The 16,525-nt window shown below is 54.6% G+C and carries 15 protein-coding genes; 5 read left to right on the top strand and 10 right to left on the bottom strand.

Going from position 1 to position 16,525, the window contains the following annotated elements; all coding sequences use genetic code 11:
* The first annotated feature begins 1 nt into the window (after nt 1).
* On the top strand, nt 2-547 hold the full coding sequence (locus JSS75_09355; GenBank protein MBS1903898.1) for a hypothetical protein: 546 nt from the start codon (nt 2-4) through the stop codon (nt 545-547).
* Here the strand turns inward: JSS75_09355 and JSS75_09350 are convergent.
* The 6 genes from JSS75_09350 to JSS75_09325 all read right to left on the bottom strand — a co-directional run bounded on the left by JSS75_09350 (nt 540) and on the right by JSS75_09325 (nt 6,993).
* Nucleotides 540-1,751 (bottom strand): phage portal protein, encoded by a 1,212-nt coding sequence (locus tag JSS75_09350; GenBank protein ID MBS1903897.1) that lies wholly within the window; start codon nt 1,749-1,751, stop codon nt 540-542. The genes JSS75_09355 and JSS75_09350 overlap by 8 nt on opposite strands.
* Nucleotides 1,752-1,841: 90 nt before the next feature.
* On the bottom strand, nt 1,842-3,545 hold the full coding sequence (locus JSS75_09345) for a hypothetical protein (GenBank protein MBS1903896.1): 1,704 nt from the start codon (nt 3,543-3,545) through the stop codon (nt 1,842-1,844).
* 62 nt (nt 3,546-3,607) lie between these two features.
* Nucleotides 3,608-5,101 (bottom strand): hypothetical protein, encoded by a 1,494-nt coding sequence (locus tag JSS75_09340; protein MBS1903895.1) that lies wholly within the window; start codon nt 5,099-5,101, stop codon nt 3,608-3,610.
* A 49-nt stretch (nt 5,102-5,150) separates the two neighbouring features.
* Nucleotides 5,151-5,423 (bottom strand): hypothetical protein, encoded by a 273-nt coding sequence (locus tag JSS75_09335; protein ID MBS1903894.1) that lies wholly within the window; start codon nt 5,421-5,423, stop codon nt 5,151-5,153.
* Between the two features lie 125 nt (nt 5,424-5,548).
* Nucleotides 5,549-5,788, bottom strand: coding sequence for a hypothetical protein (locus JSS75_09330; GenBank protein ID MBS1903893.1), 240 nt, complete (start codon nt 5,786-5,788; stop codon nt 5,549-5,551).
* Between the two features lie 353 nt (nt 5,789-6,141).
* Nucleotides 6,142-6,993, bottom strand: a complete 852-nt coding sequence (locus JSS75_09325; protein MBS1903892.1) for a T9SS type A sorting domain-containing protein — start codon at nt 6,991-6,993, stop codon at nt 6,142-6,144.
* A gap of 172 nt (nt 6,994-7,165) precedes the next feature.
* On the opposite strand from JSS75_09325, the gene JSS75_09320 reads away from it, so the two are divergent.
* Nucleotides 7,166-7,540, top strand: a complete 375-nt coding sequence (locus JSS75_09320) for a helix-turn-helix transcriptional regulator (protein MBS1903891.1) — start codon at nt 7,166-7,168, stop codon at nt 7,538-7,540.
* Nucleotides 7,541-8,005: 465 nt separating this feature from the next.
* Nucleotides 8,006-9,580, top strand: coding sequence for a DUF814 domain-containing protein (locus JSS75_09315; GenBank protein MBS1903890.1), 1,575 nt, complete (start codon nt 8,006-8,008; stop codon nt 9,578-9,580).
* Here JSS75_09315 and JSS75_09310 read toward each other — a convergent pair.
* From JSS75_09310 to JSS75_09300, 3 genes are all read right to left on the bottom strand, one after another.
* Complete coding sequence (locus tag JSS75_09310; GenBank protein MBS1903889.1) at nt 9,563-12,304, bottom strand: hypothetical protein; 2,742 nt, start codon at nt 12,302-12,304, stop codon at nt 9,563-9,565. The two genes, JSS75_09315 and JSS75_09310, sit on opposite strands and share 18 nt — an antisense overlap.
* A 304-nt stretch (nt 12,305-12,608) precedes the next feature.
* On the bottom strand, nt 12,609-13,022 hold the full coding sequence (locus JSS75_09305) for a hypothetical protein (GenBank protein ID MBS1903888.1): 414 nt from the start codon (nt 13,020-13,022) through the stop codon (nt 12,609-12,611).
* Between the two features lie 279 nt (nt 13,023-13,301).
* Nucleotides 13,302-14,093, bottom strand: a complete 792-nt coding sequence (locus tag JSS75_09300) for a CHAD domain-containing protein (GenBank protein MBS1903887.1) — start codon at nt 14,091-14,093, stop codon at nt 13,302-13,304.
* A gap of 167 nt (nt 14,094-14,260) precedes the next feature.
* On the opposite strand from JSS75_09300, the gene JSS75_09295 reads away from it, so the two are divergent.
* Entirely contained in the window at nt 14,261-14,560 is a 300-nt protein-coding gene (locus tag JSS75_09295; protein ID MBS1903886.1) for an NIPSNAP family protein, read from the top strand.
* A 33-nt stretch (nt 14,561-14,593) separates the two neighbouring features.
* Here JSS75_09295 and JSS75_09290 read toward each other — a convergent pair whose 3' ends face one another.
* Nucleotides 14,594-14,830, bottom strand: a complete 237-nt coding sequence (locus JSS75_09290; protein ID MBS1903885.1) for a hypothetical protein — start codon at nt 14,828-14,830, stop codon at nt 14,594-14,596.
* Nucleotides 14,831-14,985: 155 nt separating this feature from the next.
* On the opposite strand from JSS75_09290, the gene JSS75_09285 reads away from it, so the two are divergent.
* Nucleotides 14,986-16,476 carry a PQQ-dependent sugar dehydrogenase gene (locus JSS75_09285; protein MBS1903884.1) on the top strand — a complete coding sequence of 497 codons (1,491 nt, stop codon included), beginning with the start codon at nt 14,986-14,988 and terminating at the stop codon, nt 16,474-16,476.
* The last annotated feature ends 49 nt before the right edge of the window (nt 16,477-16,525 follow it).

Here is a 16,525-nt window from a genome sequence, read left to right as displayed (position 1 = left end):
GATGCCGCTCGTTCGCCACCGTGCCGTCTATCCGTTCGTGCCGCTTGCCCGACGTTCGTTTGCAGTCGCTCTCGTATGCGTCATACTGTCGTCGTGCGCGCCAAAGCATCGCATCGAAGTAGAATTACGCGACGGAAGTACGACAGAGTATTCCCTTGTGAGCATCCGCGATTCGGCGATCGTCGTCTTGCCGACCTACGAGCAAACCGACCCTCGATATCTGGCGTACACCCACATGCAGGTGATTGCCGATACCGCCATCAATCGGGTGAAGCTTCCGGTCCAAGGAGATTTCGTCAGTTCGATCCCGGCAATGCTGATCGGCGCTGGCATCGGTGCCACCGTCGGCAAGCCGTGCGACTGCGAGGATAAGCTCTCGAAATCGGTGATCGGCCTGGCGTTGGCTTGGAATCTCGAAAAGGTCCGTCTGCTCATCGAATCGCTGACGAACGATTGGCTCTACCTCTGGGTACCCGACGACCGACAAAAAGTCCGGGGGAATGCGATCTTTCACGACGAGCCGCCGATCATGGAATACGTCAAGTGATTTCTTTCCAATTGGCGTCGTAGACGTTCGTCCCGACCACAAAGACATTTCCTTTCCCTGCTGGGAGCGGCCCGAGGCCAAGTAGCTTCCGTTGTTCGTCCACAGTCAGAGATTGTTTGAGCTCTTGCAGGCGACCGAGTAATTTATCTTCTGCTTCCGGTACGATATCGTCGCATCGGATGACGAACGAGATGGAAAATTCGAGCGCGAGTCCGCGTGTGAGCGCTGCTGCGATCTTGCCGAGCGCGTGATCGACGACATCGCGCATAAACACGCGGTAGCTCGTTTCCGCATTCGCGAGATTGACCCCATCGGTATCGCCAAGCACGATCTTCGGGACTTTGAACGCTTCGCGGATCGAATCGCGCAACGCTTTGCGGCTTTCGGCAAAATCAAGCTCCTTCGCACCGACGCCAAGCGTTTCGAGAGAACCGCCGTCGGGCAGGATGGCGAGCTTGCCGGCGTTCGACGGCCCTTGGTACTTGGCCTCCCAGGTCGCGCGGATCTCGTCGAGCTGTGCCTGCGTGAGAGTCGTGCCTTTCGGGAATTGCATGACCGCACGAGGCATGGCATCGTTGTCGAAGAATCGCTGCTGATACAAACGCAGCGCGCTATCGGTCATGGCCGTCTCGATAATATCCGAAAGGATTGCGTGTCCGCTGAATGGCGCTGTGCGAATATCGGAGCGTTTGATGTGAATGACGTCCGCCGCGGGGATGCGGGTGTTCGAGGGGAAGAACCGGTAGAATGCCGGCAGTTCGTCTGTTCCACGCTCGATCGTATAGCTCGTCGCGGGCAGCAGCCATAGTTCGCTCGGCTGACCGTAGCCATTGCGGACTTTGAGTAACAACGCATTCCCGGTGGCGTCGAGCCACTGCGAGATGAGCTCCAGCAGGTCGGTGCCGTTCATCAACGGGTTCGGCGCTGCGAGAATGCGTTCGATGGGATGATCCGCCGAAAGCGCAGTCTGCTTTCCTCCGCTGGTGTCGTATGCGTGGAGTGTTCCGCGTCCGACCGCTTCGCTGCGTGCATGCATCGCCGCCGATACCGTTTCGCGGATGAACAGAAGATTCTGTCGAGGATTGTCATACCGATTGAAAATGAACGGCGAGTTGGTGCCGCCGCCGGTGATCGTCAGCGCCGCTTGCTGGGGGGCAGCCTTGCGCGAGATCGAGATATTGAATGTGCCGAGTCGTAGGTCCATGATTGAGCGTGTGTGTTGTATGAAGTCCGAGCAATTCCATCCACCCCGTAGAGGGGTGCTATTCGATCACGATACAAATACCGAGTAGTGCTATTTCCCGCTTAGCGCGTAGCGAACCGCACGTTCGAGTACCTCGTCGCGGCCCTCGCGTATTCCCGCAATCGTCGGGACGACGGGGATGTTGATCTTAATGCCGATCTGTTGCGTCGGCAGGCCGCCGGAGTAGAAAACTCCGAGACCGGTAAAGAATGTCGTGATGTTTCCCGGGAGTCGGATTTCTGAGATATTCCCGTCTGCACCCGCAGTCTGGCTGCCGATCGTGATGGCATCGAGCCTCGTTTGCAGCGACATGATCGTGAATTCGGCATGGCTCTGCGTCAGTTCGTTCGCCAGGATGATGATCTTCCCCTTGTATTTATCACCGCGATCGTCGCCACACACCATCATCTGTTTTGCTGTGCTGACGAGATACCCCGGGTGCGAGACGACCGGTCGTGTGAAGAACGCAAAGGGCACACGTTTACTTAGATAGGCCATAATGTCGTACATCGTACCTCTCGGATAATTTCGTACATCGAAGATGATCGCGGGCAGGCTCATGAGCGACTTCATCATCGTGCGTACGTTCCGCCGCTCGAGCTGTCCCATATCGACGTAGCCGATATTCCCTTGCAGGATCGACCATTCGTTGCTCAGGAGGTTCGTTCGAACGTCAGAGGCTCTCAGTTCGGTCTGGTAGTGTGCGGTAACTTCAAATTCCTTTTCGCCATTGTCGATTGTCAGCCGAATGCTGTCGCCAACTTTGCCACGGAGCAGATAGTTGTTGATATCTCGTTCGATTGCGGCCTCGTTCGAACCGCCGACATAATGCCGCAATCGTTCTCGCAGTTCTGCGACGTTGACCCCGCCAATTTTCATCAACAGATCGCCCCGATGGAGTCCGAGCGACGCCAACGACGAGTCGAACCGTGCCATGCTGCTACCGAAGGAGCCCACGATCACCGTCTGCGAGTTCAAGTACATCAGTCGGATCGGCAAATACCCATCGCCGAATACATACTTATCGATCGGGCTGCGAACAAAGGCATGACTATCGTGCAATTCTCCGCGAAGCTGTAGTACCGTGTACAAATATTGGATCGAATCCTGCGCTTGGGAGAACCGGGGGATGTAATCGAACAAGACGGAATCCCACGGTCTGCCGATCAATGCGCGATTGGGATCGTAGTACTGAATGATGTTCCAATACCGTGCGAGCGCAAGGATCCGGATCGCCTCTGTCGGGTATAACGGTTCGCTCGGCCCGAAATACTTATCGTCGATCGATACGTCCGGGTTCATCGCGCCGCGATAGGCTGTCACGTACCGGTTTGCAAGCGGTCGAAACGCCTCTTTTACGTTTCGCATGAGGGTGGTTACCTCTGGCGTGAATAATGTCGTATCGAATATCCAGCTCAAGTCCGGTTTCGATACTACTGCCGAGGAATCGAATTCTTCGACAGAAGGCTGATCCGCCCACACGTCTCGCGCACTCTCCGCGCTCTTGTAGAGCGATATCAGTACGTCGTTGCACTCCTTGCGTGTTCGTGCCGAGCGGATGCGATCGTAGGTTTTGACGAACTGCTCGTCCCAGAGCACCTTCCCGTCCGCCACGGCAGGATGATAGTACTTGAGGAATCCCCAACATTTGCAAAACGCAGCGATATTCCTGACACTCTGGCTGTCCTGTGGTTGCGAGTATGCACAGGTCGCCGCCAGCAGTGCGACAAGGGTGATAGAGAGCGATCGTTTCATAGCGTGGAAGAATGGTATCGCAAAACTACGAATCTTCGTGGATATCGATGATAAATGAAGCGCTATAATAATCGTGGACCTACCGGCGTATACTGAGCGCACCAGATCCCGTAGCGCGCAAGCGCCGTTGCGTCGGCTCGGTCGGGGCTTCGGCCGAGGCGTCTGCGCAGATCTTCTTTCGGTTCGAAGCGGTATCGCGTGGTCAATTCGCTCTGGTCGAGTCGCAGTGCGCTGAGTTCTTGCAGGAGTGCCTCGTCGTCGAGCAACTTGATCGTAGCGTTGCGTACTTCGTGTTCGAGGATGAAGTACATTTCCGCTCGTGCGTTGGCAAACGGTTTCTCCTGAAAGCCTTTTGCCGCCGCTGCGAAGTTCACGGCATGCACCGGGATCCCATACGAGCGCAGAATATCGGTGACACCTCCGCCGATACCGGTATCGTCGATCGCGATCGTCGTGCATCCTGCGTTGTAGTGCGTGCGAATCGCTTCGGCAATGGCAACGATGTCTCGGGTGCGCATCGTTTGGAAGTCCTGTTGTATATTGCCATCGAAGAAGGCGAAGACAGTCGCATCCTCGCCGCCGTGCGCGACGTCGACACCCATCGCACGTTGCCCGCCTTCGGCAGTCGAAGCGACCGAGCGTTCGAGCAGATACATTGCGAAGAATCCTTCACCGTCGTCATCAGGCCATTCGCCCAAGACACGCGTGGCGATCTCGCGCGTCTTGCGATACCATGTCCCCTCGAATTCCAGCGAACCTTCGGTGTGCGGTTCGACCGGATAGCTCCATTGTGCGAGGCTTTGGCGCACCCAATGCAGCGTGACGGCGCCTTTGACCGTTTCGTGGCCGATGGTGAGGTTCGGGTGTTCGAAGGCCGATAAGTGCACCACGAACCACTCGCCATTGCGCTCGGCTTCGTACGGGTAGCTTGCCGTGCCGAGCGGGTTATAGGCGAGGATAATTTGTGAGTCCTCGCCCGTCCCGTTGGCGAGCAGGGCTTCCATAATGTCACGGTCGAGGGCGGTTGCTTCGTCGACCGCGATCATGATTTTCGGGGCATGGTAGCCCTGCGCACTCTCCGGGACGGCAGGGGAGATGCCGATCGCAAAGTGTTTGTCGCTCACATGCAAGTGTTGTTCGCCGATACTGTGATCGGAAAACAGATGCGTCTCGCGAGCTTGGCGCCGGATCTCCCCCCACAGATTTCTACGAAGTTGAATATGCGTTGCTGCGCTTGTCAGTACGACCGACTCCGGGTGATAAGCCATCATCCAATTAGTGATAACCGCGATGGCCGTGGTCTTGCCAGCACCGTTGCAACTTCGAATCAGTATTTTTCGCTCGCCACGTTCGACGGCCGAGAACAATGTCTCGAACGCCGACCACCGGGTCAGTCCGAGATAGCGTTGCGCGAATCGTCCGATCGATAACGGGTGCATTGTTGCCGAGTGAAGAATATTGCCGGTCCTTCGAGAGGCGCGCGGGAAGGCGCTCCTCGCGAGGATAGTGTTCGATTGTTCGAGTGGTTCGGAGTGACGCGTATCGGTCGTGTGCATCGTCGTTATGTGACCCACGCACCTCTCGAAGGACCGGCGTTGTGTGTGCTTAGGCTGCTTTTGCGGTGACGGCCGCTGTTGGCGTCATCGACTGCATCATCCAGTCGGTCAGAATGCGCATCGCATGTTCGCGCGACTGCCAGAAGTCATCGAGGTCTTCGCCGATGCGTTCCTCGAGATCTTCGATGTAGAATGCGGATCCGCGAACGAAGTCGGTGACGAAATGAAGGTCGCCGTTGGTCACTCGCATATCCGTTTGTTGTTCTTTCTCGCGTGTTGCCCGCTTGGCGAGCGAGCGATGAGGATACGAATGTTGGTTCATAGTGTCTATGTGTGTTGAAAATGAATAGGCCGAGTTCGGTCGGCATTCGTCAGGGAATGCTCCGCACAGCAGGGGAAACTTCCCATGCCGCAGGTGACCTGTTCGGTCGTGTGATGACGTGTTACTTAGTCGAGGTTCGACAGCGTCTTTAGGCGCTGTTTGATGTCAAGGAGTCTCCAGTCTTTGTCTTGTGCAAAGACCGCCTCCTTCGGAGTACCGTCGATTCGGATCCTGACGCGCGGGACCTGCTTGTTGAGAAACCGCTGGATCTCTTCGCTTGCCGCACCGAACCCCCAACGTGTGGTGGTCTCCGGAGTCTCGACTCCTTCGGCGGAAATGATGTACTTTTCAGCTTTGACGTTCATGGTCGTGGCGTTGGGTAAGTGTTGCAGCGAAAAAAGGTTGTCAGGGTTAAGTCCGTTTCGGTATTGAACTGTTCCCGCAATCAGAGCCCACTGACCTCATTCGGTAGTGGCCCGAGTACTGACGTCGGAAGCCGGCAATGGCCGGCGGATCGTTCGGTTGTTGTTTTCATAGGCATAAAATATATAAGTGATAATCTGTGTTGAATAACGTGATGCAAATATACGAAATTTTTCTGCCTTTGTCAAGGTGCCCATAGTATTTTTTTTATACTTTTTTATCGTATAATAGCTAACGTAATATAATTCAGACAAATAAAATGTTGTAAGATTGTGACAAAATCCGGATTCCGTGCTCAATGGCTGACCAAAACGGCGGAGGAGAGATTCGAGGCTCCGGTGGAATGGATGAAGTAGAGTCCGTTTGGCAGTGACGAAACGTCAAGCAGAAGGGTGCGGTCGTCGACACTCAGGAATTCATCGCTTCGTCGGCAGATGCGCCCGGCGGCGTCCGATAAGAATATGGTTGCAGCCGGTGCAAGAGGTGAGGGGAGTTTGATCGTAACGATTGAACTTGCCGGATTTGGATAGATACCGGGTGTTTGCAGATCAACGGTGTTTGCAGTTTGGGTCGATGCATCGGTAACAGAGTCGAACCCGACATCGTCGATGGATGCATCGAACGAGTACGATACGGTTTTCGATAACGACGCAAAGATGAAACGGAAATTGATTTCGGCATACGCCTTCGCAAGTGGATTCGGGTTCGGTGGGATCGCAAATCGAATCGTCTGCCATCCACCGGCCGCAAGCAACAACGAACTGTTTGCGTATGTATTCCCCGATGGCAAATGAAGCTTATATGTCGCAGAGATATATCCGCTCGTCGGATCGCAGTTATGCGTGTAGCGGAACATCAATACCTTCGATCCCGGTGGTATGACACTCCCGAACTGCGCCGTTCGAGTCGCGTTGGAAAGAAAATCTGTGTACCACGCACCAGTGCCAGAGCCCGCAGCATGGTAGCTGAAACATGCGGAGTTATTCGACGTGTCGATCCCTTGCATGTAGGACCCCATCGTATCGACCGGCGTCCAATAATCGGGTCTTCCGTTTGTCCACGATTCGAAATCGCCGTTGAGTATCTGCGAGCGCACGTCGGAATACACGCCGACGATGAGCAAGACGATCAAAGTAACACGCACCATTCTATTTGCAAGCGACACCCGTACCGATCAGTTCCGACACGCAAGACGTCATCGAATACGATTCAAAAGATGCCGAAATTCTATCAAAAACAGCAATTTTACCATAATTTGAACCATAATTTGCATTTTTGACATTAGTATCGTATATTTGTAGGGAATATCGACGTATCACATGGAGACTCAAGGTCAACGCATTCGTCGTGTACGCGACGAAAAAGGTATCAAACAGAAGTTTATCTCGGAAACCACCGGGATCACGCAGGCTCACCTCTCGCGCATCGAGAACGACGAGTCGGGCGTGACACGCAATACGCTGCGCAAGATCGCCGATGCTCTTGGCGTATCATTCGAATCGCTGTATATCCCGAAGCCATCCGACCGCATTGCAGGTTCGGATGCGTTGCCGGTGAGCATCGATGAAGTGCTGGCGAGCGAATCCGCAATGATCCGCTTCATGGGCGGCGATCGTCCGGACGACGGGACGATGGAGTGGGTGCGTCGTTCGCTTGGCGTTATTCGTGATGAAGTACGCCGTCGCCGACAGTGATTTGTTTCGTGTCGTTACACCGATTGTGAAGGCAGCCAATGGCTGCCTTTTTTTATGGTTTGAAAAGGCACAATTTATTCCCTCACGGTGAAATTTGCATTTCGTGGTGTAACTATCGGGGGGCTCAGGCATTATTATAGCAAGCGGGCGATCGTGCTCGTGAATTCAATACTAACGGTCATGAGAGAACTCAAATTTGTCATATTCCTCGCAGCGTTTCTGGCTGTCGGATTTCTTGCAGGGCTCATGTAAATGCCCTGCATGAATCGGATTGTACGAAGATCGTGAGTAAGTTCTATCTCACAACGCTGGTCCTCCTCTGATGCAAAAGAGGGAAAGAATGATGGCGGCCTCACTGAAGTAGTTGTGTGGGGCTGCTATTTTTTTTTCAGACATCCTTCCCGGAAGAATCGTCGTCGCCACGCGAACCGCATCGACAGCAGACTTCGTTAGAGCCTGCGCCGTATGCTGTCAAACTACTATGTCATACATCGTGTCGTCGCCGAGCTCCGCCGATTGATCGGTGTGCAGTTGCGCGGTGCGTACTCAGTACGGCCGGGGGAATTACTGCTCGTCTTGGATGACGATACCGTTGTGACGGCCATCCTCAACCCTGCGCATGCGACACTCTATGCCCAGGAAGTTGCAAATGCATCGGCTCCGCGCAGAAACTCGATCTCGTTCTTCGAAGTCATACGCGGCCGCACGGTTCGTGATGTCCGCATCGCGCACGACGACAAACTCGTGACGTTCGAGTTTGACCAATACACTCTGCAGTTACGATTTTATAACTCGCCGAACGCACTGCTCGTCAGTGACGGCAAGGTCATCTCCGCGTTTAAAAAAGAGCCCGAGCAGCGTGAGGCTGGGAAACCGCCGGCGGCGGCTTCCGCAATAAAGTTATTGCTGCCGATGCTGGGGAAGCATCTCGAAACGGAGTTCTTTGTGCGTAATCCTTCCGCACGAAACGCGACGATCGAACAGATGCGCGGCGCTGCCGAAGACTTCGATCGTTTGCTGCGAGATTCAACAGGCGTTGTACTGTATCGAAACGCAGAAGAGTATCTTCTGTCGCCGATCGTTCTGCACTCGCTTGCCGAGAGCATCCAGTGGAAGCTCGAACGGACACAGCGGGATGCATCGGCCGCCGTTGCGGAAGTGCTTCGTTCGCGTCGGCGAACGCAGACACTGACAGATCGCAAGAAGTCGATCAACGCACGGCTCGATACGCTCGAATCGCGAACGCGCAAGGCGACGGGCGATGCCAGACACGGGCTCGAGACGAGTGCCCGCGCAGATCGGTACCGTGCTATCGCCGACGCCATCACGATCGCCGCACACGAACTGCCAAAGGGAAGCACCGAGGTACGCTACGAATGGGAACACGCCGTATCGACGGCTGTGCTTGACCCGAAATGTACGCCATACGAGAATGCGGCGAAGTTTTACGACAAAGCGAGAAAGAGCGAGCAGGCAAAAGCTGCGCTTGCGCGGCGGCTTGCGGAGCTTGAGCGCAATATGGCGCTGATCGCAGAGGTCCGTGCGGAACTCGCACGTATCGGCGAGTTGCGTGCACTCGATGCGTTCGAGGCCTCACTACGCGAACGTGCGTTTTTGCTTGAGCGCAGCGACGAAAGCGCCGAGCGCTCCGGCGATACGCTCGACCGTTTTCGCCGCTTCCGTGTTGCCGGGGGATTCGAAGTGCTTGCAGGAAAAAATGCAAAGCAGAATGACGAACTGACGATGAAGATCGCGGCAAAGGAAGATTTGTGGTTTCATGCACGGCACGTCGCCGGTTCGCATGTGGTGCTGCGGTGCGCCGGCCGGAAGGAAGTGCCGTACGCGGCCATCGAAGCGGCGGCATCGATCGCCGCATTCTATTCCGAAGCAAAGACGCAGAAGGTCGCGCCCGTTTCATATACGAAGCGCAAATATGTGCGCAAGCCGAAAGGTGCGGCGCCCGGTGCGGTGGTCGTCGAGCGCGAGGAAGTGGTCATGGCAGAGCCCAAGCAGCCTGCCGAATCAGCGCACGATCTGTAAGCACCCACGATAGAGGGACTCGCCGACACGAAGCATATACAGATACGTGCCGTTGCACAATCCGGACACATCGACTCCATCCGATCTCTCGCCGGCACGCTCCGCTCGGATCGTTGTCCGAAGCACAGGGACGCCGAGCACACTCGAGATGACCACTTCTGCCGGTGTGTCCCAACCCGCTGGTCGTTCGAAGCGAATCGTACGTGATGCAGGATTTGGAATAACGCTCATCTGCTCATCACCATCGTGCATCTGCACGTCGTCGGTTGCGATTGTCGTGAAGCGCCACGTGTCGCTCCAGGCACCGGGGCCGAAAGCGTTCATACTGTGTGTGCGCCAGTAATAGGTCGTGCCGGTTGCGAGCGAAAGTGGAAGGACGAACGAGTGATTCGCGAACGAGTCGCGATGAAAGACGATGGTTGAAAACTGCGAGTCGGTTGCAACATCGATCCCATACTGCAACCCGTTATAGCCGTCCCACGAAAAGAACGGATGCAGCACCGTACCAACTGTATCGTTCGGCGGTAGGCGCAACGACGGTGCTAGAGGCGGGACTTCGTTTCGAAGGAGTGACCACCAGATTCCACGACCGAATGTTGCCGCGAGCAAGCGGCCTTTTGCATAATCGATTTCCAGTTCGGAGATCGAAACGTTCGGCAACTCGGTGTTAAACGATTCCCAATCGTTCATCGTCGCATCGCGATAATACACGCCGAGATCCGTGCCAATATAGATGCCATCCTGCGAATTGTTATCATAGACACTGGTATTGACCGGGACGTTCGGGAGCGAGCCAGTAATATTCTTCCATGTCGCACCCCCGTCAGTCGAGCTATACATGTGCTGACCATCGATGAACCCGGAATACGTCAGCCATATTTTATTCGCGTCGGTACGGCTGACGGTGATACTCGTGAGCACAATCGAATCGCTGGTTGGCGTGTTCGACGTGAGCTCGTTCCATGTCGTCCCCGCGTCGGTCGATTTGAAGAGCCGGACGTACGTGCCCGCATACATAATACGAGGATCGGACGGCGCGATCGCAAGCGACTTGATGTTGTCGCCGGAAACGATGGGGGCGGACGTCTTGGCCCATGTCTCGCCACGATCACTCGTGTGCCAGATACTTTGGTAGGCGGCGTAGATTTGATCGGGATCGTTCGGATGCATCACGATCGGCGTGATCCAATGTCCGTTCGTGGCCGGAGCGATGTAGTTCGCCGTTTGTCCGCCATCATCCGAGCGGTAGAGATATCCCTGTTGAAACTCCATGAAGACCGTATCGGGGTTGGATGGATCGACCACGCATTCGGCGCCGTCTGCGCCAGTGAGCGCATGCGACCATATCGTTGATTGTTCGTGACTGATCCCGTTATCCTGTGCACCGGCATAGAGAAGACTCGGCGGAGCGTCGTAATTGCCAACTCGATAAAACTGTGTAATCACAAGACCGGTATTGAGGTCCGTCCAGTTTTTCCCACCGTCGGACGAACGATAGATACCACCGTCGTTTCCGCTGAACATCCTCGCGCCGCTGGGCGTGAATTGCAGCGCGTGATTGTCGACATGAATCAGAATATGGATCGGCTTCCAGGTGAGACCGCCATCAGTTGATTTTGCAAGATATTGTTCGCCGAGAATCAGGAGATTCGGATCCTTCGGCGAGACGCTAAAGACAAGATTATACTCGCCGTAGTTGCCGAAGACGGTCGGCGTATTTTGAAATACCTGTGTGAACGTCAGGCCTTTATCGGTTGACTTATAGAGCCCGTAGATTTGATTGTTCGTGTGACTGACATACAACACGTACACGATGTTTGGGTCGGCAGGGGTCACGCCGATTGCAGTTCGACTCACATTATTGCCGGTATATGTTGGCAGGATCGAGGTGACGGTCGTCCATGAGCTGCCTCCATCGGTCGAGCGACGGAAGTTACCATAGCCGGAGGCATAGACGATCGATGGGTCTGCTGGGTTGTACTGGATATCGTATATCGAACCACCGTCACGCTGCGACCATGTCGCGCCACCGTCCGTGGATCGCTGAATCCCACGATGTGTACCGCCATAGACTCCGGCGAGCAGTATCTTCGGGTCAGCCGCAGAGATAACGAGGCGAGGGATGGTGACGCGCTCCGACACATCCCAGCTCAGGCCGGACATTGCCCAGCTCGCACCGCCATCGCTGCTTTTGAGAATGCCATACGAATACGGGTTGCCGTACATGCCGGCATCTTTTGCATCGCCGGTTGCAAGATAGATATTCGAGGGATTCGACGGGTCGATTGCAATGTCCGAGACACCAAGATTCGGGATGCGATCGGTGAGCGGCTTCCAGTTTGTTCCGCCGTCGGTAGTACGCCACGCCCCGCCATCGGGCGTACCGACGAAGATCGTATTGGTATCGTTCGGAGCGAAGCGTATGACACTCACGCGTCCGGTGGCTCCGTTATTGTTATCGAGTGCATCGAACAAACTCGGTCCGAGTACACGCCAGTTGCCGCCCTGCATTGCCGGCAGTGCATTCGAGCGCTCGTGCGAACGCTGGTAACGTTCGAGTTCGTCGAGCAGGATCGATGGTTTCGGGAAGTATCCGCCGGGCAGAAGTCGCGGTACCATGCGATATTCCCATCTGCGAAAGCGCGTTGCTTCGCCGTCGATGTCGCTCGCTTCGTCGAGTGGTTCGCGTAGGAGATTGCGGGTGTCTTGGAAGGTCCGAAGCATTGTCGGTTCGTTCTGGTATTGCGAGCGCACGTTGTGTGGAAACAATAGCGTCGCTACGATAGACACAAAGACGGAAACGGAGAATAGACGGGTATGCAGCGCACTGCTCATAAATTCTGGGCGACGGGGATGGATATTTGAATCTCAACTACACTGTATAAATGCGCTTCACAGCTTCGACCACTTATCCCATTCATCTTCGGGCGGCTTCAGCGGTGGGTTTAGCCAACGGATGACAACACTGACCATCCCGAACATCGCAATTCCGATCGTAATGACTGCCAGCGTATCCCACCGTTCCATATCACCACGTCGAACCATGACCCCCCGAAGGGCGAACGATCGGGTTGGTGTAGTAGATAGTATCAAACAGGGTCACATTTGTCGTGACCGTGATTCGGGTCGGTGTCGGGGGATGATAGAAATCCGGTCGAGACGGAACGACGAGCGGATGAACGATATACGCGCCGCTAGCAAGCTGTGTGGTAGCATTACCGCTCGAATCGCTCACGAGTGTCGATGCGACAGTACCCGAGAGTGTTTCGATCTGGATCGGTGCGCCTGCCAAAGGGCCGACCGCAGGGCCGCCGATGTTCGTGAGCACATGGAGTGCGAGCGTTCCATTTCCACCGCTTGCCGGTCCGTTGCTATTCGAACAGGACAAGAATATGCCAGCACAAAAAATAAGAATCACACCGTACAGTACATTCGGTCTCATACTATCCTCCGTTGACCGTCTATGTTACTTTGAACATAGTGGATATACAATAGTTTCTACCGTCGAGGACTGATCGTGGCTCAGTTTGAAACGGCAAGGAGTTGTCATTCTGAGCGAAGCGAAGAATCCCTTTGGCGGAGCCTCACAGGGTTTTATCAAGGGATTCTTCGTGGAGTTTACCCTGATCGAAGCGAATCTGCTCAGAATGACAATAGGAATGCAGGTCTTAATCTGAGCTACAACGTCGAGGGCGGACACCGGCAGTGAGTATACCGTTGGTTATGAAACCGTGCTCCGGATCTTCTGTGTTGCGATTGTTTTGAGAATTCGTTTGCGAGTTCTCCGTTCCCTGGCTTTGATCTCGTTGATCACTGTTGTTAAATCCGATTTCGAGATCGGCACATGCTTGCGCAGTTCCTCAAGACACTCAATCACGATTACAAGGTCGTGCCATTTGCCGAGCGAGCGTTGCGTCGATTGAATTCGCTCCAACCGCAGAGGATGTGCGGCGCCACGCATGTCTGCCGCTTCACTCAGATACAAATATATTTTATAGAGTCTCCGTGCCCGATGTAGTCGGCGAACCGATGCATCGTGCCTTGTCTGTTCACCAATTTCGGATTGTATCCCCCGTAAAAACCTACCGAGTCCTTTCTCGTCGATTGACGACAGGATATCTTCGACGGAAGATGACGGTTCGCCGAGCTTCCTCTGCTTTCTGATCGTTGAACGAAGTGAATCGAGCGTTTTATCTCTGCGTAATACCAAGTACTGCTCCAGTCGTGCAGTTGTGGACCCGGGGAGGCGTTTTGTACGGTGAACGACTGCTGCAGCGATATCGAGGTCCCTGACACTACCGAACGAATCGAAGATTGTTTTGAACGGCCGGAAGGATTTCTGTGCCTTGAATTGCGGATCAACGAACGAGACCAGTTGATAGATAGCGTTAAGGCGTTTCGTTGTTACTCGAAGGTCGTGAACGGCATCTTCGTTCGCCGATGATAACGCATCATCGAGCGTGTTGCGATAAGTTCGCAGCAGGGAGTGGTAATATGAAGTAAGTGAATCCACGCGTTCAAAACATTCTGTGGCTCCGGGATGTCGCCTCATCATATATTAATTCTATGTTGGCATGCGGTAACATATTGATAATACCGCGGTTGCACGAGGATTTGGAACAGAGGAAATTTCACTGTATCTTTGCAGATCATTCACATTCATCCAGAGGAGGCAGTAGTATGGTCATTGTCCGAGATGTATTCCAGCTCAAATTCGGCATGGCGCGCGATGCGATTGCCACAATGAAGGAGATCGCACCGGTTATGAAGGCAGCGACCAGCACGCCGATGTCGGTCAGTGTCGATCTGACAGGGCAGGCGTATCGCATGGTGCTCGAGACGCAATATCCGAATCTTGCGATGTACGAATCCGAGATGGCAAAAGGTATGAGCGACCCGGCATGGAAAAGCTGGTACGAAAAATTCAAACCACTCTGCGAGTCATCGTACCGCGAGATGTGGAAGAGCGTGGATCTCTAACACAGGCAAAGCCTCCGACATACGGAGGCTTTGTTATTTTTTGGCATGTCGAAATAATCCGCCCATTGCAACGACGGTCCATGCGACCTCCAACACGACGAACGGAATGTAATGCAACATGATCGATGCGGTGCAAGCCAGTGCACCACCGACGACATTCAGGAGCGAATACAGACGGCTATCGGTTGGCAGTTTCTTCATCAGGTTCAGAAAGAATGCCACCAGCAATAGAAATACGCCTGCGGAGCCAACAATATCGGTCGTGTTCATACATGCAAAATACGATAGAGTGGCACTACAAGCGTCGAGTACGCAGGGTGCGACTTTCTCGATCTGTCGGTGTTGGTATTGTTGTGTTCAATCATAGATCGTGTATGCGTTGTGCCCTGTGGTGTGTGGTTGGAGTGATGTGTCTTGCGATGTCGGTGAACGCACAGACCGCAAGCGATTCGCTTGTGTCGAGCGATCTCATCGTCGCAGGTCGATTTCAGTCGCTGTTCGATTCGGTCCATACGGTCAATCTCCCACCCGGTTTTCGCTGTGAAGTGTACTACAGCGCACCGAATTTTCATCCTCGTTCGCTTGCAATCGACCCGAACGGCCACATCGCGTGCTCGGATATGGGAGCGGGGATAATCTATGCGTTACTCGAGAGAAGCGGAACGGGTGTTGCCGACACGTCGATCGTGCTTGCAAGCGGCGATGGCGGTGCGCATGGATTTGCTTTTTATAATAGTGCCCTCTATACCGCCGCCGAGCGATATGTGATGAAGTACGAGCATCCGAATGCAGAGGGACGCTATGCCGATTCGTCACGCTTCATCGACAACGTCCCGTACCTCGCAGAGGGAGTTCCGAACCACTATACGCGAACAATACTCTTCGATACAATACACAAGCAGATCTTGCTCAGCGTGGGTGCACCGTGCAACGCATGCCGCGAGAATGACAGCAACCGCGCTGCAATTCTGCGTCTCGATCTCGACGGTTCGCATCGATCGATCTACGCGTCCGGGCTACGGAATGCGGTCGGGTTGACGCAGGATCCCATGACCGGCACAGTGTGGGCTGCGGTTGCAGAGCGCAATAGCCTCGGCGAGGACCTTCCGGGCGATTTTGTCGCGAAGATCGAACCCGGTGCGTTTTATGGCTGGCCGATTGCGTATGGCGATCACCAGTGGGACGATTTCAACGCTAGTACAGAGTATCAAGCACTGCTGCCCGTCACGCATGCGGATTCCGTGCTCGTTGCGTCAATGTATGTACCTCAGATGATCGTCCCTGCACACTCGACGGCTCTTGGCGTAGCGATCGATCGCGCGACCCTGTTTCCGAGCGAGTATTATGGGAATGCCTTCATTGCGTTGCATGGCTCGTATCATGCGGCGGATGGACGATTCATTGCGAACGGCTCGTCAATCCTCCGTGGTGCGCAATCGAACGGGAGTTGGAGTGTGCGGGAGTTTGCAACGGGGTTCCTGACCGATTCGCTTAACTATCAGCGATGGGCGCGGCCATGTGCCGTATTTTTCGATAGTGTCGGCGCGCTCTACGTTGCGTCCGATGAAGGCGGGGCTCACAGTGCACCGGCGATCTATAAAATATGGTATGACCCAACATTCGGTGTTGCAAGCAATTCCGCAATGCCGACTGCACGGCTCGCGATCGTGCCTGATCCGGTTGGGCCGGGTCAGAACGTCATCACGGTATCGTTGTATGGAGCGCACACCAGCGGTACGGTGGTGTTTGAGGTGCGGGATGCAGTCGGCAGATTGGTTCGTCGTTCGAGTGACCGTGCCCTTGGTTCGGACTTCACGACGACAATACCGATAGAGACGCTTGCATCGGGATTATACTATGTGCGAATCCAGAGTGGGAGCCATTGGGTTTCCGGCTCGTTCGTAGTTGTGCGGTAAACGTGGGGTGATCGAGTAGTGGCTCAGTTTCGACTGTATTCCGAGTGTC

The sequence above is a fragment of the Bacteroidota bacterium genome (genome assembly GCA_018266755.1).
In the GTDB taxonomy this organism is placed as follows: Bacteria; Bacteroidota; Ignavibacteria; order Palsa-1295; family Palsa-1295; genus JAFDZW01.
The sequence above is the reverse complement of the archived record's forward strand: the minus strand, read 5'-3'. Positions and strand labels throughout refer to the sequence as shown.